Annotated in this window: 14 protein-coding genes; 9 read left to right on the top strand and 5 right to left on the bottom strand. The window is 75.6% G+C overall.

The genetic code is table 11. The features are described from left to right. Positions 1 to 87 precede the first annotated feature (87 nt). Entirely contained in the window at positions 88 to 939 is an 852-nt protein-coding gene (locus tag GA0070603_RS12365; protein WP_091312067.1) for a PspA/IM30 family protein, read from the top strand. 16 nt (positions 940 to 955) lie between these two features. Beyond that, positions 956 to 1,735 (top strand): phage shock envelope stress response protein PspM, encoded by a 780-nt coding sequence (pspM, locus tag GA0070603_RS12360; RefSeq protein ID WP_091312065.1) that lies wholly within the window; start codon positions 956 to 958, stop codon positions 1,733 to 1,735. A 2-nt stretch (positions 1,736 to 1,737) separates the two neighbouring features. On the opposite strand, the gene GA0070603_RS12355 is transcribed toward pspM, so the two are convergent. The 5 genes from GA0070603_RS12355 to GA0070603_RS12335 form a co-directional block, all read right to left on the bottom strand. Beyond that, complete coding sequence (locus tag GA0070603_RS12355; RefSeq protein ID WP_091312061.1) at positions 1,738 to 5,349, bottom strand: fibronectin type III domain-containing protein; 3,612 nt, start codon at positions 5,347 to 5,349, stop codon at positions 1,738 to 1,740. Positions 5,350 to 5,551: 202 nt separating this feature from the next. Beyond that, positions 5,552 to 6,472 carry a zinc finger domain-containing protein gene (locus tag GA0070603_RS12350; RefSeq protein ID WP_091312057.1) on the bottom strand — a complete coding sequence of 307 codons (921 nt, stop codon included), beginning with the start codon at positions 6,470 to 6,472 and terminating at the stop codon, positions 5,552 to 5,554. Positions 6,473 to 6,551: 79 nt separating this feature from the next. Beyond that, positions 6,552 to 7,346 (bottom strand): SAM hydrolase/SAM-dependent halogenase family protein, encoded by a 795-nt coding sequence (locus GA0070603_RS12345; protein ID WP_091312054.1) that lies wholly within the window; start codon positions 7,344 to 7,346, stop codon positions 6,552 to 6,554. Continuing rightward, entirely contained in the window at positions 7,343 to 7,849 is a 507-nt protein-coding gene (locus tag GA0070603_RS12340) for a GNAT family N-acetyltransferase (RefSeq protein ID WP_091312050.1), read from the bottom strand. The genes GA0070603_RS12345 and GA0070603_RS12340 overlap by 4 nt, the downstream gene beginning before the upstream one ends. Before the next feature lie 310 nt (positions 7,850 to 8,159). Continuing rightward, positions 8,160 to 12,887: an Lhr family helicase gene (locus tag GA0070603_RS12335; protein ID WP_091312045.1), complete on the bottom strand. Its 4,728-nt coding sequence runs from the start codon at positions 12,885 to 12,887 to the stop codon at positions 8,160 to 8,162. 170 nt (positions 12,888 to 13,057) lie between these two features. On the opposite strand from GA0070603_RS12335, the gene GA0070603_RS12330 reads away from it, so the two are divergent. The 7 genes from GA0070603_RS12330 (at position 13,058) to mnhG (ending at position 19,897) form a co-directional block, all read left to right on the top strand. After that, the gene (locus GA0070603_RS12330) at positions 13,058 to 13,426 is read left to right on the top strand and encodes a hypothetical protein (RefSeq protein WP_091312042.1); all 369 of its coding nucleotides are present in this window, start codon (positions 13,058 to 13,060) and stop codon (positions 13,424 to 13,426) included. Between the two features lie 121 nt (positions 13,427 to 13,547). Next, on the top strand, positions 13,548 to 16,382 hold the full coding sequence (locus GA0070603_RS12325) for a Na+/H+ antiporter subunit A (protein WP_091321884.1): 2,835 nt from the start codon (positions 13,548 to 13,550) through the stop codon (positions 16,380 to 16,382). A gap of 173 nt (positions 16,383 to 16,555) precedes the next feature. Continuing rightward, positions 16,556 to 17,038: a Na(+)/H(+) antiporter subunit C gene (locus GA0070603_RS12320; RefSeq protein WP_091312039.1), complete on the top strand. Its 483-nt coding sequence runs from the start codon at positions 16,556 to 16,558 to the stop codon at positions 17,036 to 17,038. A gap of 114 nt (positions 17,039 to 17,152) precedes the next feature. Next, positions 17,153 to 18,658, top strand: coding sequence for a Na+/H+ antiporter subunit D (locus GA0070603_RS12315; RefSeq protein ID WP_091312035.1), 1,506 nt, complete (start codon positions 17,153 to 17,155; stop codon positions 18,656 to 18,658). After that, a complete protein-coding gene (locus GA0070603_RS12310) occupies positions 18,655 to 19,311 on the top strand; it encodes a Na+/H+ antiporter subunit E (RefSeq protein WP_091312032.1) in 657 nt (218 codons plus the stop codon). Before GA0070603_RS12315 ends, GA0070603_RS12310 begins: the two co-directional genes overlap by 4 nt. Then, positions 19,308 to 19,571 (top strand): MrpF/PhaF family protein, encoded by a 264-nt coding sequence (locus GA0070603_RS12305; protein WP_091312028.1) that lies wholly within the window; start codon positions 19,308 to 19,310, stop codon positions 19,569 to 19,571. The genes GA0070603_RS12310 and GA0070603_RS12305 overlap by 4 nt, the downstream gene beginning before the upstream one ends. After that, positions 19,568 to 19,897 carry a monovalent cation/H(+) antiporter subunit G gene (gene mnhG / locus GA0070603_RS12300; RefSeq protein ID WP_091312025.1) on the top strand — a complete coding sequence of 110 codons (330 nt, stop codon included), beginning with the start codon at positions 19,568 to 19,570 and terminating at the stop codon, positions 19,895 to 19,897. The genes GA0070603_RS12305 and mnhG overlap by 4 nt, the downstream gene beginning before the upstream one ends. The last annotated feature ends 154 nt before the right edge of the window (positions 19,898 to 20,051 follow it).

Here is a 20,051-nt window from a genome sequence, read left to right as displayed (position 1 = left end):
CCGACTGGGACGATGGAGGCACACCGCGCGACTCGCCGGTCGACCCCGGTCGAGGCGACGCGACGCTACTGAGGGGACAAGGCGGAGATGGCGAACCCGTTCGTCAAGGGCTGGAAATACCTGATGGCGCTCTTCGGTGCGAAGATCGACGAGCACGCCGACCCGAAGGTGCAGATCCAGCAGGCCATCGAGGAGGCCCAGCGGCAGCACCAGGCGCTGGTCCAGCAGGCGGCCGCGGTGATCGGCAACCAGCGCCAGCTGGAGATGAAGCTGTCCCGGCAGATGACCGAGGTCGAGCAGCTCCAGGGCAACGCCCGGCAGGCCCTGGTCCTGGCCGACCAGGCCCGGGGCCGCGGCGACGAGGCCGAGGCGGGGCGCTACGAGCAGTCCGCGCAGCTGCTCGCCAGCCAGCTGGTCTCCGCCGAGCAGGCCATGGAGGACCTCAAGACCCTGCACGACCAGGCGCTCGGCGCGGCCGCCCAGGCCCGCAAGGCGGTCGAGAACAACTCGATGATCCTCCAGCAGAAGCTGGCCGAGCGCACCAAGCTGCTCAGCCAGCTCGAACAGGCCAAGATGCAGGAGACCGTGGCCCGCTCGCTGGAGTCGATGTCGGCCCTCACCGCGCCCGGCACCACCCCGTCGCTCAACGAGGTCCGCGACCGGATCGAGCGCCGCTACGCCGACGCCATGGGCCGGGCCGAGCTGGCCGGCAACTCCGTCGAGGGCCGGATGCTGGAGATCCAGAAGGCGACCCTCGACTCGGCCGGATCGGCCAGACTGGAGCAGATCCGGTCGAGCATGGCCGGCGAACAGCTCGGCGGCCGGCAGGAGCGCCCCGCCGTGGAGCAGCCGGCCGACCCGGCGGCCGCCGCCCGGCTCGACCAGATCCGGTCCAGCATGAGCCGCGAGCGCGGCACCGGGGAGAGCACCACGAGCTAGGGGACGGGGGAGACCGATGGTGGACGAGCGGGCGCGGCACTTCCGCCGGCTGCGCAGGCTGCGCCGGTCCGCGCGGCGCTGGAGCGTCCTGGCCGGCGGGCTCGGCGGCGCCGCAGCCGTGCTGACCCCGTACGCCGGGCTGGGCCTGCCGGACGCGGCCTGGGCCGGCGCCGCGGGCAGCGCCATCGCCGTCGCCGCCTGGCGCTGGGTCGACCTGCGCGCCCTCGCCGCCGTGCCGGCCCCGCCGGCCCTCGACCCGGCCGAGGCCGCCGCCCGCTCCCGGGCCCGGCTGGTCGCCGCCGTCGAGCGGCTGCCCGTGGGCCCGGGCGTCCTCGCCGAGGTACGCCGGGTCCGCTCCCGCCTCGCGCTACGCGGCACCACCGCGGCCGAGGCGTGGGCCCGGCTCGACCGGGCCGCGCTGACCCTGGCCGGGCTGGCCGGCCGGCTCACCGGGCTGGCCGAGCCGGCCGTCCGCGAGGCGGCCGAGGCCGACCGCTCCCTGCGGGACCTGGCCAACCGGGTGGCCGGCGTGGAACGCGCGCTGAAGCTCGCCCCGGCCGAGGCGCGCGGGTCGCTCGCCGAGGCGCACGCCACCCTCGTCGGCCAGCTCGACAGCGGGGTGGCCGCGTACGAGCGGCTGGTGGTGGCCGCCGCCGGCTACGTGGCCGAGGACGCCCACCCGAGCACCCAGGACCCCTCGGCCGCCCGCCTGACGGAGGCCACCGACCTGCTGCACGGCGTGGCCGGCGCCCTGGCCGAACTCCGGGCCACCCAGACCCCCCTCCGCACCCCCTGACGTCAGTCGGGGGTCGTCACCTGGGTGGGGGTGGTCCAGGGGGACGTGCCGACCACGTTCGTCGAGCGGATGCGGTAGTGGTACGTCGTGCCCCGGGTCAGGCCGGTGTTCGTGAAGCCCCGTCCGGTGACGCTGAAGGTGGCCACGTCGTTCGTGAACGCGGCATCGGTGGCGCGCTGCACCACGAAACCGGCGCCCGCGCCGGTGGGCGTGCTGGCCGACCAGCTCAGGATCACCGTGGCGGTGTCCGGGGCGGGCGCGGTGGCGGTGGCGAGCACCCCGGTCGGCAGGCCGGGGCGGGGCGGGGTGGTCACGGTGGCCACCGTCGACCAGGGTGACGCCGCGCCCAGGTAGGTGGTGCGTACCCGGTAGTAGTAGGTGGTGTCCGGGGCGACCGCGGGGTCGAGGTGGGCCTCGCCCACGGCGATGGCGGTGGTGCCCGGCCCGCTGGTGAACGTCGGGTTGGTGGCCCGCTGCACGTCCACGCCGGTGGCGAAGGAGCGGTTGGCCCAGCGCAGCGCGACCCGCAGCGGCGCGGCCGGCGGCACCACGGCGGCCAGCTTCGCCGGCGCGGTGAGCTGCACCGAGGCGGGGACGCTGTTCGACCAGGCCGAGCAGCTCACGGCGTTCTCGGCCCGGATCCGGTAGTGGTAGGTGACCCCCGGGGTGACTGTCGCGTCGGTGTAGCGGGTGGCGGCGGCCGCCACGGTGATCTCGGTGAGCCCGGCCGTGAAGGACGCGTCGGTGGCGCGTTGCAGCCGGTGGCTGGTGGCCGGGGGGCGGCTGCCGTTGCCGGTCCAGGCCAGCGCGATGGCCGGCAGCGCGGTGGCCGAGCCGGGCGCGGGCGTGGCCGTCAGCCCCGTCGGCGCCTTCGGCGCCACCCGCAGCACCAGCGGCCGGCTCATGCCCTGGTCACGCAGCCCCGCCGAGCGGGTCTGCCAGCGGTACTCCCAGCCCAGGTTCACCAACTGGTTGACCACCACGGCGGGCCGCCCGTCGACGGGGCTCACCGGGCTGGCGTCCAGCCGGGCGCCGGCCGGCCGGGTCGGGTCGAGCAGCCGTACGCTGTCGCCGATCTTGAACGGCAGGGTGGGTGGCACGGGGCGCAGGGCGACGATCACGTCCTCCCGGGGGTTCACCCGGACGGTGTCCTTCCAGCCCAGCTCGCCCGCGTCCGGCGGGCGGACCGTGCCGTCCCAGCCGACCCGGTTGACCAGTTGCACGTCGCAGCCCTCGATGTGCACGGGATGGGTGCGGGGCGCGTCGCCCACGATCCGCCACAGCTGGGTGCCGTCGGCCGGCGCGCCCACCGGCACGGTGGGATCTGTCGCGTACAGCACCTCGGTGGCCGGGTCGACCGGGCCGAGCGGCAGGGTGGCCGGGGTGCGCGGCCCGGCGTTCGGGTGGCCCACGCCGAGCCGCCCCACCGCCCGGCCGTGCCGGGGCTCGAAGACCTGCCCGACCGATTTCACGGCCAGCGGCAGGGTGACCGGGGCGACCGCGCCGGCCGGGGTGAAGGTGACCGAGGTGACGCGCGCCGGCACGAGCGTCTCGCCGGGGGTGCGGGTGCCGAAGGCCGCGTCGTAGGCCGGTTGCGGCACGATCGGCGGTCGCTGGCTCTCCGCGTACGCGCCGGGCAGCCGGGCGGCCAGCCGCTCCCGGTCGTACGGCGCGGCCGGCGTGCCGGTGACCCGGAACTGGAGCAGCGTGCGGGTGTTGGGCCCGTAGCCGGGGCGGGAGGCGGGGAGGCCGCCGGTGGCGGTGCGGTCCGGGGCGTCGCTGTGGTGGTCGTAGCGGCTGTCGAACCGGGGCAGCGGTGCCGGGCAGTCGTTGTAGAGGATCAGCGTGCTCCCCGGCGGGACGGTCGCGAAGTCCACCACCACGTCGGCCCGCTCGCCGGGGGCGAGCAGCAGGGTGTGCCCGTCCACGTTGAGCACCGTCGGGTCCTGGCGGTCGTACCGGTAGCCGATCGGGCGGTTCGGACGCACCACGGGGGCGGGCAGCAGGCCGCCCTCGTTGCCGATCTGGACCAGCTCGGGGCCGGCGGCCGCCGGGTCGGGCACCCCGCCCTCGCGCCCGTCGACCGGCCAGTACGCCGGCCGCCCGGCGGCCCGGGCCGCGTCGACCATCGGCACCTCGCCGGCGCGTGGGTCGCCCGGCGCGCCGCTCTCGGTCCACATGGGCCGGTCCGAGGCGGCCCGGTAGAGCTGGAGGTTGAGCGTCCGATCGGCGCAGGCGTTCAGGATCCGGAACCGGTACGCCCGCGGCGCCACCTCCAGGTACGGGTAGGCGACCCCGTTGACCAGCGGCGTGTCCCCGTACGCCTCGGGCACGGCCGACGGGTGCGGCACGCCCGGGGCGAGGGGCGGCTCGTCCGGCTCGGTGACCGGGTCGTGGTGCGGGTTCGGGACCGGGGCGACCCAGGGGCTGGCCCCGCCGTCCGGGTCGTGGGTCCACGGGCCGTAGTCCCAGCGGCCGGTCGGGTTCCCGCCGCTGCTCCGGTACGGGTTCTGCCTCGGCTGGTAGACGTGCGGATGCCAGAGGCTGCCCTTGGCGCCCCAGCGGTCCCGGTCCCAGGTGGGATCCTGGGCGGCGAGCTGGGCGTCGTCCGGCACGAAGGTCTTGTCCTCGATCACCAGGGGAAGCTGGTCGGCCGGCAGCACACCCTCGTCGACCAGCCGCTCCTCCGCCGGGTCCATCAGCAGGTAGAGCGCCAGCTGCCCGGAGTAGACGGTGAGCCGGGACAGGCCGAGGGTGTTGTCGTGCAGCCACATGAGCCGGCCGCTCTGCTCGTTGGGGAAGTAGAGCGTGGTGGCGCCGGCGCCCGGCGGCGGCATGTCCGGCACCGGGGTCACCCCCACCCCCGTCGGGTACGGCGTGATCTCGCCGGCCGGGGTCACCCACTGCCACGGGTTTCCGGCGCTGATCCACGCCGTCTGCGCCCCGGCCAGGTGCGGCACGGCCCGGTTCCCCGGGTACGGCGCGGGCCCGTCCAGCGGCCCGGTCCCCGCCCCGTCGACCGTCTCGTCGACCGGCAGGAACAGCTCGCCGGCCCGGCCGGTGGGCAGCTGGTTGATGAACTTGATCCGGACCGGCCGGCCGCGCCGGGCGACGATCATCGGACCGAGGTGCCAGGGCCGGTCGGGCGGGCTCACCGTGTTGTGGCCGGACGCGTCGGTGCCCAGGTTGAGCTGGCGGTAACCGCGCAGCCGGGTGGCCGGCAGGTCGCGGTGCAGGCGTTGCGCGTACTCCTGGAGGCCGATCTCGTAGTAGTCGCAGCCCGGCCAGGTGATCGTGTCGGGGACCGCGACGGGCAGGCGGGCGCCCAGCCCGGCGGTGGCCAGCGGGCCGGGCACCGGCAGCGGGTCGACGAACTTCCGGATGCCGGTGCCGGGCACCGGCCGGCCGTCCCGGTCGAGCGCCGGCAGCGGGCTGGCGGCGAAGTTCGGCACCGGGCCGAAGCAGCGCGGCACGGCGGCCGGGTCGAGGCTGGCCGGGGTCGGACCGGTCTCCTCCTCGGCGGCGCGGGCGGCGGGCACCGTCGGCGCGTGGTCCTCGGCGGTCCGGGCGAACCGGTCCGTCCATCCCGGCCGGAGTCTGCGGAACAGCACCATGGCTCTCCCCGGGGTCGGGGCGCGCCTGCCGTCACCCCGACGTGGCGGGCGTACGCGCTGCTGACGATCGGTGAGCACTCCACCGCAGCATGCGACGCCGAACGTGCGGGAGGGAACTACCCAATCGTCCCTATCTCGGGCGATCTTGGATGGTTCGTGGAAGTTCCACGCTTGTTCGTGGCCGGCCGCCGCGCGGACGGCGTCAGGAGCGGTCCGGCTGGCACGCCGGGCACCAGTAGGTCACCCGCTCGCCCAGCTCCTCCTTGCGGATCGCGGTGCCGCAGCGGCGGCACGGCTGGGCCCGGCGGCCGTAGACGTAGCTGGTCTGCCCCCGGTGCAGTGAGCCGGTCGTGCTCTGCGTCCAGCGGCCCCGGTTCGCCGCGAGCAGCCGCTGGGCGAGGCCGACCGTGCCGGCCAGGTCCGGCACCGCCCGCACCGGCGTCCACGGGGAGACCCCGCGCAGGAACAGCACCTCGCACTTGTAGAGGTTGCCCACCCCCGCCAGGTTCCGCTGGTCCAGCAGCGCCTCGCCGATGGTCTCGTCCGGGTGGGCGGCCAGCCGGCGGACCGCCTCGTCGGGATCCCAGTCGGGGCCGAGCAGGTCCGGGCCCAGATGGCCGACCAGGGACTCCTCCTCGGCGGTCGGGATCAGGGCCAGCTCGTGCAGGTGGTAGCCCACCGCCACCGCGCCGGGGGAGCGGAGCACCACCCGGATCAGGTGCGCGGGCCGGGCCGCCCAGCGCTCGCCCGGGGCGTACGCCCGCCAGGCGCCGTCCATCCGCAGGTGCGAGTGCAACGTCCAGTCCCGCCCGGTTGCGGCCGCGGCACGCGTGGTGTCGGCGCGCGTCGCGTCGGCCTCCGCGGCACCGGCCCGCGTGGTGTTTGCTCGCGTCGCGTCGGTCCTCGTGGCGGTGGTGGCACCGGGCGGGGCGGCGGCGTCGGGCGGTGCGGTGAGGCGGAGCAGCAGGTGCTTGCCCCGGCTGGCCGACTCGCGCACGGTCCAGCCGGTCAGGTCGGTCGCGGCGAGCTGCGGCACGCGGAAGTCGGAGCCGGTGAGCCGGGCGCCGGCCAGGGCGCGCTGGAGGACGCGGGCGGTGTTCCAGACGGTGTCGCCTTCGGGCACCCCTCCATCCTCCCTCGCCCGGCGGTGTCGCGCCGCCGGGCGCTCAGTCGCCCGTCACCGTCACCACGTCGCCGGGCGCTCAGTCGCCCGTCACCGTCACCACGTCGCCGGGCCGCAGGCCGAGCAGGTCGACCGCGCGCCCGGTGTTGACCGCCAGGGCCACCAGCCCGGCCGAGTCCACGTACGCCACCAGCCCACCGGCCGGCGCGTCGCCGAAGGTGCGCCCGTGCACCGCCGCCCGGCCGGCCACCCGTACCCGCGCCGGCAGCCCGGACAGCAGCTCACCGGGTGCCGCGAGCTGGACGTTGCCGAAGTGGTCGATGGTCAGCACCTCGGCGGTGAAGCCGGTGTCGTCGGCGCGGACCAGCGGCGCGGGCAGCCGGACCAGCGTGGCCGGGTCCACGGCCGGACCGGCCTCGGCGAGCGGCGCGCCGAGCGCCAACCGCGCGGCGACCGGGGCGAACACGTCCCGCCCGTGGAAGGTGCGGGAGACCGCCGGGGCGAGCCAGGCCGGGTTGGTCAGCTCGACGGCCGCGGCGATCCCGCCGAGGGCCTCGGCGGCGTCCAGCAGCAGCCCGTTGTCCGGGCCGACCAGCAGCCCGCCCGGGGTGGCCAGCGCGACACCCCGCCGGGCCGTGCCGACGCCCGGGTCGACCACCGCCATGTGCACGCCCACCGGCAGGTACGGCACGGTCTGCGCGAGCACCGCCGCGCCCCGGCGTACGTCGGCCGGCGGTACCAGGTGCGTCACGTCGATCACCCGGGCGGCCGGGGCGAGCCGGGCCAGCACGCCGTGGCAGGCCGCCACGAAACCGTCGGCCAGGCCGTAGTCGGTGGTCAGCGAGATCCAGGGACCGCCGGTGGGGCTGGTCATGCCCGGGCTCCCGACGCGGTCAGCCGCCGCTCCAGCCGCAGCTCGTCGTGCAGCGGGATGTCGTCCTCACCCAGGTACGGGATGCTCGGCTTGACCGCCCGCGCCCGGTCCACCGCGCCGGGGTCCACCCCCACGATCCGCAGTCCCCGGCGCTGGTAGAAGCGGAGCGCCCGGAGGTTGTCGTTGGTGGTGACCAGCCAGAGCCGGTCCGCCCCGGCGGCCGTGGCCACCGCCTCGGCGGCGGTCAGCAGGGCGCTGCCGGCGCCGTTTCCCGGGACCGTCGCCGCGACGCTGACCACCTCCAGCCCGCCGTCGGCGAGCCGGTGCACCAGCGCCCCGGCGAACCCGCCCGCCCCGTCGACCGCTACGAGGGTGGGCAGTTCGCGCAGGTCGTAGCGGGTGTCGTGGACCACCACGTACGGGCCGCCCCACTCGCGCCGGTGCAGCGCCGCGACGTCGGCGTGGTCGCCCGCTTCGGCGGGTCGTACCTGGATCGAGGCCATCCGTCCCCCTCGTCGTCCGCGCAGCACACCCTAACGACCACGACACCTCCCTCCACACACTTCCCCCGGCGCCCGGCACTCCTCGACACACCGGTTCCGAGGCGCGGGAGGTAGGCCGGCACCGACCCGGATGCATCCGGTCCACCGATCCCGACCAGACCGACCCGTCGCAGCTGGCCTTCCGCCATTCGGAAAGCTCGTCCGCATCCCGGGACACCCGCAAGATCTTGGTACGAAACGGCCCCCATAGGGGCCCTTTCCGTCCAAGATCTCGGGCGGCCGACGCCGACGCCGACGCCGACGCTTGCGGTCAGCCGCGGAGGCGGAGGCCGCGTGGGGTGGCGCGGAAGCCGGCGGCGGTCAGCGCGTCCCGCAGCGGCGAGGAGTGCACCGCCTCGCCGTCGGCGCGTTCCACCGAGATCGCGCCCAGCGCCCCGGAGTGCACCGCGTCGGCGAGGGCCTTGCCGGCCGCGGCGAGGGCGTCGGTGTCGTCGGTGAACGAGAGGATGGTCCGTCCGCCCCGTTCGACGTAGAGCACCAGGTCGCCGCCGACCAGCACGACGAGCGCACCGGCCTTGCGCCCGGCCCGGTGCCCGGTGGCCGGTGCCGCGCCGTCGCCCGAGTCGACCACCCGGTCGGGCCAGGGCAGCGCCGCGCCGTAGGGGTTGGCCGGGTCGGTGGCGGCGAGGACGACTGTCGGCCCGCCCCGGCCGCGGCTGTCGTCGGCGGGGTCGGCGAGGGCGCGGATCCGGTCGACAGCACCGGGCACGGCGAACTGGGCCGCGCCCAGCCCTTCGACGAAGTAGCCGCGCCGGGCCGCGCCGCGTTCCTCCAGCGCGGACAGCACCGGGTAGACCGCCGCGAAGCCGCCGGTCACCTGCTCGGCCATCACCGCGCCCCGGGTGACCACGCCGTGCCGTTCGAGCAGCAGGTCGGCGAGGGCGGCGGCCCGCCTGGTGGGGTCGAGGTCACGGTCGGGCAGCCGGGACCAGCGGCCGGCCACGGTGGGCGGGCCGCCGCGGCTGGGCAGCGCCACCCGGCCGGGCCGGCGGTAGCGGGTGCGCGGGGCGGTCGGCCGGGATCGGTGCGCGCCGCCGCCGCCGAGTGCCGCCCGCAGTGGGGCGAGGGTGTCGTTGGTGAGGTGACCGGCCCACACCAGGTCCCACACCGCCGCCGTCAGGGCGGTGTCGTCGGTGGAGCCGACCCGGTCGGAGAGCGACCGGAAGAAGAGCGCCTGCCCGTCGGCGAGCGCGTCGAGCACCGCCTCGTGCAGCGGGGTGAGGGCCAGCGCCTCGTCCGGCGGGGGCAGCAGCAGCGGCGCGACGTCGGCGTACGCCAGGGTGACCCAGCCGTCGCCCCCGGAGATCGCGCCGGACCCGGCCCAGACCACCTCCCCGCTGGCGCAGAGTTCGTCGAGTTGGGCGGGGGAGTAGTCGGCGACGCGGGCGGGCAGCACGAGGCGTTCCAGCGCGGACGCCGGCACGGCGGTGCCCTGCAACTGCTCGACGGTGGCGGCGACCGCCTCGACGCCCCGGGCCGACGAGCCGACCTGCTGCCAGCGGGGGAGGAACGCGGCGAGCGCGCGGGGCGGCACCGGCTCGATCTCCCGGCGCAGGGCGGCGAGGGACCGGCGGCGCAGCAGTCGCAGCACCTCGGCGTCGCACCACTGGGTGCCGACGCTGTCGGGGGCGAACTCACCGGAGACCACCCGCCCGGTGGCCGCGAGCCGGCGCAGCGCCTGCTCCACGACGAACACGCCCAGCCCGAACCGGGCGGCGCAGGTGGCCGCCGCGAACGGGCCGTGGGTGCGGGCGTAGCGGGCCACCAGGTCGCCGAGGGGGTCGGCCACCGGGGCCAGGTAGGCCTCCGCGATCCCGACGGGCAGCGCCACGCCGAGCGCGTCGCGCAGCCGCGCGGCGTCCTCGACGACCACCCAACGGTCCTCGCCGGCGACGCGGACCCGCAGCACCCGGCGGGCCGCCTCCAGCTCGGCAAGCCACTCGACCGGTGCGCCCCGCTCGGCCAGCTCGCCCTCGCTCAGGTCGCCGACCACCCGGAGCAGCTCGACCACGTCCTCCGCGTCGCGGGGGCGGCGCTGCTCGGTGCGCCAGCGCAGCTGCCGTTCGGTCTCGGCCAGCACCGCGGGGTCGAGAAGTTCCCGCAGGTCGACCCGCCCGAGCAGTTCACCGAGGAGCCCGGAGTCGAGGGCCAGGGCGGCGGCCCGCCGCTCGGCCAGCGGTGCGTCGCCCTCGTAGAGGAACGCGCCCACGTAGCCGAAGAGCAGCGAGCGGGCGAACGGCGACGGGCGCTCGGACTCCACCTCGACCAGGCGGACCTTGCGGGCGCCGAGGTCGCGCATCAGCTCGGCCAGGGCGGGCTGGTCGAAGACGTCCTGGAGGCACTCGCGGGCGGCCTCCAGGGTGACCGGGAAGTCGGCGTACTCGCGGGCCACGTCGAGGAGCTGTGCGGCGCGCTGGCGCTGCTGCCAGAGCGGCTGCCGGCGGCGCGGGTCGCGGCGGGGCAGCAGCAGGGACCGGGCCGCGCACTCGCGGAACCGGGAGGCGAACAGCGCGGAGGTGCCCACGGACTCCTCGACCAGCTGGGCGATCTCCTCGGGGTCGAAGACCACCACGTCGGCGCCGGGCGGCTCCTCGGCGGTGTCGGGCAGCCGGACCACGATGCCGTCGTCGGAGGGCATCACCTGGGCGTCTACCCCGTAGCGCTCGGCGAGCCGGCGGCCGATCGCGAGGGCCCACGGACCGTTGACCCGGGCGCCGAGCACCGAGTGCACGGCGAGCCGCCAGTCGCCCAGCTCGTCGCGGAACCGCTCGACCACCACGGTGCGGTCGTCGGGCAGCGACCGGGTGGCCTCCTTCTGCTCGCGCAGGTAGCTCATGAGGTTGCCGGCGGCCCAGTCGTCCAGCCCGCCGGCGCGCAGCGCGGCCACGGCGTCGGCGTCGGACTGGCGCAGCAGCGCCCGGACCCGGGCGCCGATGGCCCGGCCCAGCTCGACCGGACGGCCGAGCTGGTCGCCCTTCCAGAACGGCATCCGGGCGGCCTGGCCGGGCGCGGGGGAGACGAGCACCCGGTCGGGGGTGATCTCCTCGATCCGCCAGGACGACGAGCCGAGCAGGAACACGTCGCCGACCCGGGACTCGTAGACCATCTCCTCGTCCAGCTCGCCGACCCGGGCGGCCCGCTCGGCGCCGGCCAGGAAGACCCCGAACAGGCCCCGGTCGGGGATGGTGCCGCCGCTGGTCACGGCGAGCCGCTGCGCGCCGGGCCGGCCGGTGAGCACGTCGGCGGCCCGGTCCCAGACCAGTCGGGGCCGCAGCTCGGCGAAGGCGGTCGACGGGTAGCGCCCGGAGAGCATGTCGAGCACCGCGTGCAGCGCCGAGTCGGGCAGCTCGGCGAAGGGCGCGGCGCGGCGGACCAGCACGGCGAGGTCACCGAGCCGCCACGGCTCCAGGGCCACCATGGCCACGATCTGCTGGGCCAGCACGTCGAGCGGGTTGCGCGGGTAGTGCAGCTCCTCGATCGCGCCCGCGCCCATCCGCTCGGCGACCACGGTGCAGGAGAGCAGGTCGCCGCGGTGCTTCGGGAAGACCACGCCCCGGGAGACCGCGCCGACCTGGTGCCCGGCCCGGCCGACCCGTTGCAGGCCGGCGGCGACGCTGGGCGGGGCCTCGATCTGCACGACCAGGTCGACCGCGCCCATGTCGATGCCCAGCTCCAGGCTGGAGGTGGCGACCACGGCCGGGAGCTGCCCGGACTTGAGCGCCTCTTCGATGTGCTTGCGCTCCTCGCGGGAGACGCTGCCGTGGTGGGCCCGGGCGATCACCGGCGGCGCGCCGGCCGCCGCCCCGGACTGCGCCATCACCTCGGCCGGTTGCCGGGGCGCGCGCAACGGCCCCACCGGTCCGCCGAACGCGTCGGCCCCGCGCCGCGCCGGGCCCGGCCCGTCCCCTGCACCGCCGTCGCCGGCCGGCGGGCCGTCCATTCCCGCCAGCAGCTCGGATACGCCCACCGGCTCGCCGCCCCGGGCCATGCGGCCGCCGTCCGGGGCGGTCGCCGCCTCCAGTTCCTCGGCGGCCAGCTCGTTGAGCCGGGCGCAGAGCCGCTCGGCGCTGCGCCGGGAGTTGGTGAAGACGATTGTCGAGCGGTGGGACCGGATCAGCGAGAAGACCCGCTCCTCGACGGCCGGCCAGATCGAGGCCCGGCGCGGGCCGATCCCGCCCAGCGCGTCCTCCGGCGGCTCCTGCTCGTCGAGGCGGGTCATGTCCTCCACCGGCACCTGGACGCTGACCTCGATGGTCTTGCTGGTGGGCGGCTGCACCACGTCGACCGGGCGGGCTCCGCCGAGGAAGCGGGCGCAGACATCGATCGGCCGGACGGTGGCGGAGAGCCCGATCCGCTGCGCGGGCGTCTCCAGCAGCGCGTCGAGGCGTTCCAGGGAGAGCGCCAGGTGGGCGCCGCGCTTCGTGCCGGCGACGGCGTGCACCTCGTCGACGATCACCGTGCGGACCCCGCGCAGCGAGTCGCGGGCCGCGGAGGTGAGCAGCAGGAACAGCGACTCGGGCGTGGTGATCAGGATGTCCGGCGGAGTCCGGGCGAAGGCCCGCCGCTCGTCGGCCGGGGTGTCGCCGGTGCGCATGCCCACGGTGATGTCGGGCGGGGTGAGGCCGAGCCGGGTGGCGGCCTGCCGGATGCCGGTGAGCGGGGCGCGCAGGTTGCGTTCGACGTCGACGGCGAGCGCCTTGAGCGGGCTGACGTAGAGGACCCGGCAGCGCTGCCGGGCGTCGGCCGGTGGCGGTTCCTTGGCCAGCCGGTCGAGTGACCAGAGGAACGCCGCGAGGGTCTTGCCGGAGCCGGTCGGTGCGACGACGAGCGCGTTGCGCCCGGCGGCGACCGACCGCCAGGCGCCCTCCTGGGCGGCGGTGGGCGCGGCGAAGGCCGCGGTGAACCACTCCCGGGTCGCCGCGCCGAAATCCGCCAGGACCGCCGCGCCCCGGGTCACCTCGTCCGCCACGCCCTCCATCCTGCCCCGCCGGTGTGACAACCAGTCCTCGCCGGACGCTGTTCTGTCCGGGACGGGGCTTTAAGCGACGGATGTGGCCTTGAATGCGTTAAGTCTTACTTAACTGCTTGCTTCTACCGCGCAACATAAAGTAACTTCACCCGCAACGCAGCGTGGGGTGGAGGGCCTGGATGACCGTGCAGGGGCGAGGCGCCGAGTCCGGGACCGACGTGCTCATCCGCAAGGTCGACAGTCACCTCGCCGCGCTCCGCGCCGGCCTGCACGGCCCCGAGTTGGAGCTGGCCGAGGACCTGGCCCGCTGCCTGCGTGAGCTGGTCGTCGCCACCGCCCACTCCAGCGCCGCCGACCGGGGGCTGGTCCGCGCCGCGGTGCACTACTTCGTCCTGCGCCGCGAGAGCCGCGGCAAGCTGCTGCCGGTGCGCTCCCTCGCCGCCGCCCAGCGCGTGGTCAACAAGGCCGTCCGCCAGCTCGGGCGGCCGGACCTGCTGGTCGAGACGCCGCGCCGGGACCGGTCCACCGCCGACCCTGCCCTGCGCTGAGCGGGAGGCCCGGTCGCCGGGCGGGTTTCCCGAAAACCGCCCGGTTGGGCGGGGATGTGGCGTGTGATCGGTCCTGGCCGCAGCGTGCCCCCGCGCGCTGTCACCTCGACCGGGAGTGCGCGTGCTCGTCCTGCTGATCCTGCACCTGGTGGCGGCCCTGTCCGCCCCGCTGCTGGTCCGCCGGTGGGGTCCGCGTGCCTGCCTGCTGCTCGCCCTCGCCCCGGCGGCCACCTTCGGCTGGGCGGTGGCGCACACCGGCGCGGTCCGCGACGGCGGCGCGGTCGTCGAGACGTACCCGTGGATCCCGGAACTCCACCTCGACGTGGCGCTGCGGGTCACCACCCTGTCCTGGCTGATGCTGCTGCTGGTCGGCGGCGTCGGCGCGCTGGTGCTCGTCTACTCGGCCCGCTACTTCCACGCCGGCTCGGCGGGCCTGGCCCGCTTCGCGGCCGTCATGGTCGCCTTCGCCGGGGCGATGCTCGGCCTGGTCGTCTCGGACGACCTGCTGCTGCTCTACGTCTTCTGGGAGCTGACCACGGTCTTCTCCTACCTGCTGATCGGGCACAGCACCGAGCGGCGGTCCAGCCGGTGGGCGGCCGCCCAGGCGCTGACCGTCACCACCCTGGGCGGGCTGGCCATGCTGGTCGGGTTCCTGCTGCTCGGCCACCACGTCGGCAGCTACCGCTGGTCGGTCGTCACGGCCGCGCCGCTGCCCGGCGGCGGCTACCTGGCCGTCGCGGTGCTGCTCGTGCTCACCGGCGCCCTCGCCAAGTCCGCGGTCTTCCCGTTCAACTCCTGGCTGCCGGTGGCGATGGCGGCGCCCACCCCGGTCAGCGCCTACCTCCACGCGGCCGCCATGGTGAAGGCCGGGGTGTTCCTGGTCGGGCTGCTCGGCCCGGCGCTCGCGCCGGCCGGGCCCTGGCGGCCGGTCACCGTGGTCGCCGGTCTGGTCACCCTGGTCGCCGGGGGCTGGGCGGCGCTGCGGCAGACCGACCTCAAACTGCTGCTGGCGTACGGGACGGTCAGCCAGCTCGGCCTGCTCACCGTGGTGCTCGGCGCGGGCACCCCGAAGGCGGCCCTCGCCGGCGTGGCCATGCTGCTGGCGCACGCCCTGTTCAAGGCGGCGCTGTTCCTCGTCGTCGGCATCCTCGACCACAGCGCCGGCAGCCGGGACCTGCGCGACCTGTCCGGGGTGGGCCGGAGCGCGCCGGTGCTCACGACGGTCGCCGCGCTGGCCGCCGCCTCGATGGCCGGCCTGCCGCCGCTGTTCGGCTTCGTGGCGAAGGAGGCGGTGCTCGGCGCGTTCACCGGGCGGCCGGTGGTGCTCGCCGTGCTGGTGGTGGGGAGCGCGCTGACCGTCGCGTACAGCATCCGGTTCCTCTGGGGCGCGTTCGGCTCGCGGCCGGACGTCCCGGTGACCGACGTGGAGCGGCCGCCCGCCGCGATGCTCGTACCCCCGGCACTGCTCGCCGTCGCCGGGCTCGCCGCCGGTCCGGCCGCCGGCTGGCTGGGCGGCCTGCTCCGCCCGTACGCCGAGCTGTTCGGCCCGGTCGAGGAGAAACTGGCGCTCTGGCACGGGCCGACCGCGGCGCTCGGCCTCTCCGCCGTGGTGATCGCCGGCGGGGTGGTGCTGCACCTGGTCCGCGGCCCGCTCGCCCCGGCCCTGACGCGGCTGCGCTCGCCGGTCGGCGGCAACGAGGGATACGAGTGGGTCACCCACCGGTTCGACCGGTTCGCCATCGAGGTCACCGGCGCCACCCAGCGCGGCGCCCTGCCGCAGTACCTCGGCACCGTGCTGGTCGTCCTCGTGCTGGTGCCGGGCGGCGCGATGCTGGCCACCCGGCCGTGGCGGGCCGGGATCGCCGTCTGGGACAACCCGACGCAGCTGGTGGTCTGCGTGGTGATCGCGGTGGCCGCGCTGCTCGCGGTGGGCGCCCGGCGCCGGCTCACCGCCATGCTGCTGGTCGGCGTCACCGGCTACGGCACCGCCATGATGTTCGTCCTCTACGGCGCGCCCGACGTGGCGCTCACCCAGTTCCTGGTGGAGACCGCCACCATCGCGGTCTTCGTGCTGGTGCTGCGCCGGCTGCCGGAGCGCTTCTCGGCCCGCCCGCTGCGCCGCAGCCGCTGGGTGCGCCGCGGCATCGGGGTGGCCGCCGGCCTCGTCATGGCGGGCCTGGCGCTGGCCGCGGCGGGCGCCCGGCGTACCCCGTCGATCTCGGCGGCCTTCCCCGAACTGGCCGTGGCGCAGGGCTACGGCCGCAACGTGGTGAACGTGACGCTCGTCGACATCCGGGCCTGGGACACCATGGGCGAGATCTCGGTGCTGGTGGTGACCGCGACCGGCGTGGCGAGCCTGATCTTCGAGCGCTCCCGCACCGGGCCCCGGCCGCGCCGTCCCGGCCCGGTCCGGTCGCGCCGGGACCGGCGGACGGTCTGGCTGCGGGGCGGGACGATGCTGACCGAGCGCCGCCGCTCGATCGTCTTCGAGGTCGTCACCCGGCTGATCTTCCACACGGTGCTGCTCTTCTCGCTGTTCCTGCTGTTCTCCGGGCACAACGCACCGGGCGGCGGCTTCTCCGGCGGGCTGGTGGCCAGCCTCGCGCTGACCCTCCGCTACCTGGCCGGCGGCAGGTACGAGCTGGCGGAGGCGGCGCCGGTCGGCGCCGGGACGGTGCTCGGCGCGGGCCTGGCCGTCTCGGTCGGCGGCGGCGTGCTCGGGCTGCTTCTCACCGGCCGGGTGCTGGAGAGCGTGAAGGTCAATCTCTGGCTGCCGCTTGTCGACCACTTCTACCTGGTCACGTCGCTCTTCTTCGACATCGGCGTCTACCTGATCGTGGTCGGGCTGGTGCTGGACATCCTGCGCAGCCTCGGCGCCGAGGTGGACCGGCACGTCGAGGCGGCCGGCGAACCAGCCCGCGGGCTCGCCGTACAACGCGAGGGCGGGCGCCCGTGAGCGCGAGGAGTGAGCCGGTCCTGCGAGCCCCGCAGTCGCGAACAGAGGTGGCACGGTGAGCGCGAGGAGTGAGCCGGTCCTGCGAGCCCCGCAGTCGCGAACAGAGGTGGCACGGTGAGCGCGAGGAGTGAGCCGGTCCTGCGAGCCCCGCAGTCGCGAACAGAGGTGGCACGGTGACCCGGGGAGCGGCCGGGCCGACCCTGGTGCTGGTGATCGCCGTCGGGGTGCTCGTCGCCACCGGCGTCATCCTGGTGCTGGAACGGAGCCTGACCCGGATCCTGCTCGGCGTCATCCTGCTCGGCAACGGCGTGAACCTGCTGATCCTGCTCGGCGGCCGGTCAGGGGCCGCGCCGCTGGCCGGCAGCGCGCCGAGCGCCGCGATGAGCGACGCGCTGCCGCAGGCCATGGTGCTCACCGCCGTGGTGATCACGTTCGGGCTGACCGCGTTCCTGCTCGCGGTCGCCTACCGGAGCTGGTACCTGACCGGCGACGACGAGGTGCAGGACGACCTGGAGGACCGGCAGGTCGTCCGGCTCGCCGAGCGCAACGAGGTGTCCACGGCGGACCTCGGCGGCGAAGGGCCGGACGCCGACCCGGAACAGGTCGACCCGGAGCCGGCGCTGCGCCGGCTCCGCCGGCGGGAGCAGGACCAGTGAGCGCGAGGAGTGAGCCGGTTCTGCGAGCCCCGCAGTCGCGAACGAAGGCCAGCACGTGAGCGCGAGGAGTGAGCCGGGTTTGCGAGCCCCGCAGTCGCGAACGAAGGCCAGCACGTGAGCGCCCTGGTGCCGCTGCCGGTGGTGGTGCCGCTGCTCGGCGCGGCGCTCACCCTGATCCTGACCAACCGGCCCCGGCTGCAGCGGCTGGTCAGCGTGATCGGGCTGACCACGACGCTGCTGGTGGCGGTGACGCTGCTGGTGCAGGCGTACCGGCACGGGCCCGTGGTGGTCCGGGTGGGGGGTTGGCCGGCGCCGGTCGGCATCGTGCTGGTCGCCGACCAGTTGGCCGCGCTCATGCTGGTGGTCTCGTCGGCGGTCACCCTCTGCGTGCTGCTCTACTCGATCGGCCAGGGGCGGGGGGAGACCGGCGAGACAGCGCCCGTGAGCATCTACCACCCCACCTACCTGGTGCTCACCGCCGGCGTGACGAACGCCTTCCTGGCCGGTGACCTGTTCAACCTCTTCGTCGGCTTCGAGATCCTGCTGGCCGCGAGCTTCGTGCTGATCACCCTGGGCGGCACCGAGACGCGGATCCGCACCGGTTCGACGTACGTGGTGGTCAGCATCCTGTCGTCGATGATCTTCCTGGCCGCGGTGGGGCTGGTGTACGCGGCCACCGGCACCCTGAACATGGCGCAGCTCGCCGGCCGGTTGGACGCCCTGTCGCCCGGCGTACGCCTGGCGCTCCAGCTCACGCTGCTGCTCGCCTTCGCCATCAAGGCGGCGGTCTTCCCGGTCTCCGCGTGGCTGCCGGACAGCTACCCGACCGCTCCCGCCCCGGTCACCGCGGTCTTCGCCGGCCTGCTCACCAAGGTCGGCGTGTACGCGATCATCCGCACCGAGACCCTGCTGTTCCCCGGCGGCCAGGTCTCCGGCCTGCTCATGGTGGTCGCCGGCCTGACCATGGTGGTCGGCATCCTCGGCGCGGCGGCCCAGTCCGACATGAAGCGGCTCTTCTCGTTCACCCTGGTCAGCCACATCGGCTACATGATCTTCGGGGTGGCCCTGAGCAGCGTGGCCGGCCTGGCCGGGGCGATCTTCTACGTGGTGCACCACATCACCATCCAGACCACGTTGTTCCTGGTCGCCGGCCTCGTGGAGGAGCGCGCCGGCAGCACCGACCTGCGCCGGCTCGGCGGGCTGGCCCGGATCGCCCCGCTGCTCGCCGTGCTCTTCTTCGTGCCGGCCATGAACCTGGCGGGCATCCCCCCGTTCTCCGGCTTCCTGGGCAAGCTCGGCCTGCTCCAGGCCGGCGTGGCGGCCGGCGGGACACTGCCCGCCGTGCTGGTCGGTGCGGGCGCCCTGACCAGCCTGCTCACCCTCTACGCCGCCTCCCGGGTGTGGAACATCGCGTTCTGGCGGGCGCCCCGGCTGGCCACCGCCGGCCCGGCCGTCCGGCTGCCCGGGCTGATGGTCGGGGCCACCGCCGCCCTGGTGGTCCTCGGCCTGGCGCTCACCCTGGCCGCCGGGCCGCTGTTCCGGGTCACCGTGGACGCGGCCACCGACCTCCGCCAGCGCACCCCGTACGTCCGGGCGGTCCTGCCGGTGGACGTGCCGTGACCGACGACCTGCCGGCGGACCGGGCGGCCGGCGACGGGGAGCCGGCGGACGGCCCGCCGCCGCCCGGCCCGGCACCCGACGGCCCCGCGCCCGCCGTGGGCCGGGGCGGGCGGCGGCGCGACCAGGCCATCGCGCTCGGCTGGCTGGTCGCCATCTGGCTGCTGCTCTGGGGCGACCTGTCCTGGGGCAACCTGCTCGCCGGCATCGTGGTCGGCGCGGCCGTGCTGCTCTTCTTCCCGCTCCCGCCGGTCACCTTCGGCGGGCGACTGCGCCCGGGACCGCTGCTGGTCCTCGCGGTCACCTTCGCCGGCGAGCTGGTCAGCGCCAGCCTGCACGTCGCCGCCGTCGCGCTGCGGCCCGGATACCGCCCGCGCGGGGCGATCATCGCGGTGCCGCTGCGGGTCCGCACCGACCTCAACCTGGCGCTCACCGCCGAGGTGATCTCGCTGGTGCCGGGGACCCTGATCCTCGAGGTCGACCGCGACCACGGGGTGCTCTACGTGCACGTCCTCGACGTCCGAGGCCCGGAGGACCTGACCGGCAGCCGGGAGCGGGTCCTCGCCGTCGAACGGCGCATCGTCCGCGCCGTCGGCTCCCGCGCGGAGGTACGCCAGCTCGAACTCGAACCCGTCGATCGGAGGAACCATCAGTGACCGCGCTCCTCGCCGTCGCGCTGACCGTGCTGCTCTCGGTCACCGCGCTGCTCGCCCTGGCCCGGATCTACCGCGGCCCGTCCCTGCTCGACCGGGTCGTCGCCGCCGACCTGCTGCTCGCCACCATGCTGGGCGCGGTGGGCGCCGAGGCGGGGGTCAACCGCCACGCCACCACGCTGCCCGTGCTGGTGGTGCTCTCCCTGCTCGGCTTCGTGGGCTCGGTGTCCCTGGTGCGCTTCGCCGTCCGGGAGGAGGCATGACTGCGGTCGCGGACTGGCTCGGTGGCCTCTGCCTGCTGGGTGGGGCGCTGCTCAGCCTGGTCGCCGGGATCGGTGTGCTGCGGTTCCCGGACGTGCTGGACCGGATGCACGCCGCCACCAAGCCGCAGGTGCTCGGCGTGCTGCTGCTCCTCGTCGGCCTGGCGCTGCGCCTGCGTACGCCGGCCGACCTGGGGATGATCGCGCTGGTGGCGGTCTTCCAGCTCGCCACGGCGCCGGTCGCCGCGCAGATGATCGGCCGCGCCGCCTACCGTTCGGGGCGGATCGACCGGGACCTGCTGGACGCCGACGAGCTGACCGGGCGGTGAACCGGACAGCGAGGAGGCTTCGGGCACCCTCAGCGAACGTCCAGCCGCCGCCGATAAAATGGCCACATGATCGACTCCTCTGCCCAGGAGGGCAGCAGTAGCCAGCCGGGTCGTGCCCGGCAACCTCTGGACCCGACGGCCCCGGGAGCCCTGA

Source organism: Micromonospora chersina, assembly GCF_900091475.1.
Taxonomy (GTDB): domain Bacteria; phylum Actinomycetota; class Actinomycetes; order Mycobacteriales; family Micromonosporaceae; genus Micromonospora; species Micromonospora chersina.
The sequence above is the reverse complement of the archived record's forward strand: the minus strand, read 5'-3'. Positions and strand labels throughout refer to the sequence as shown.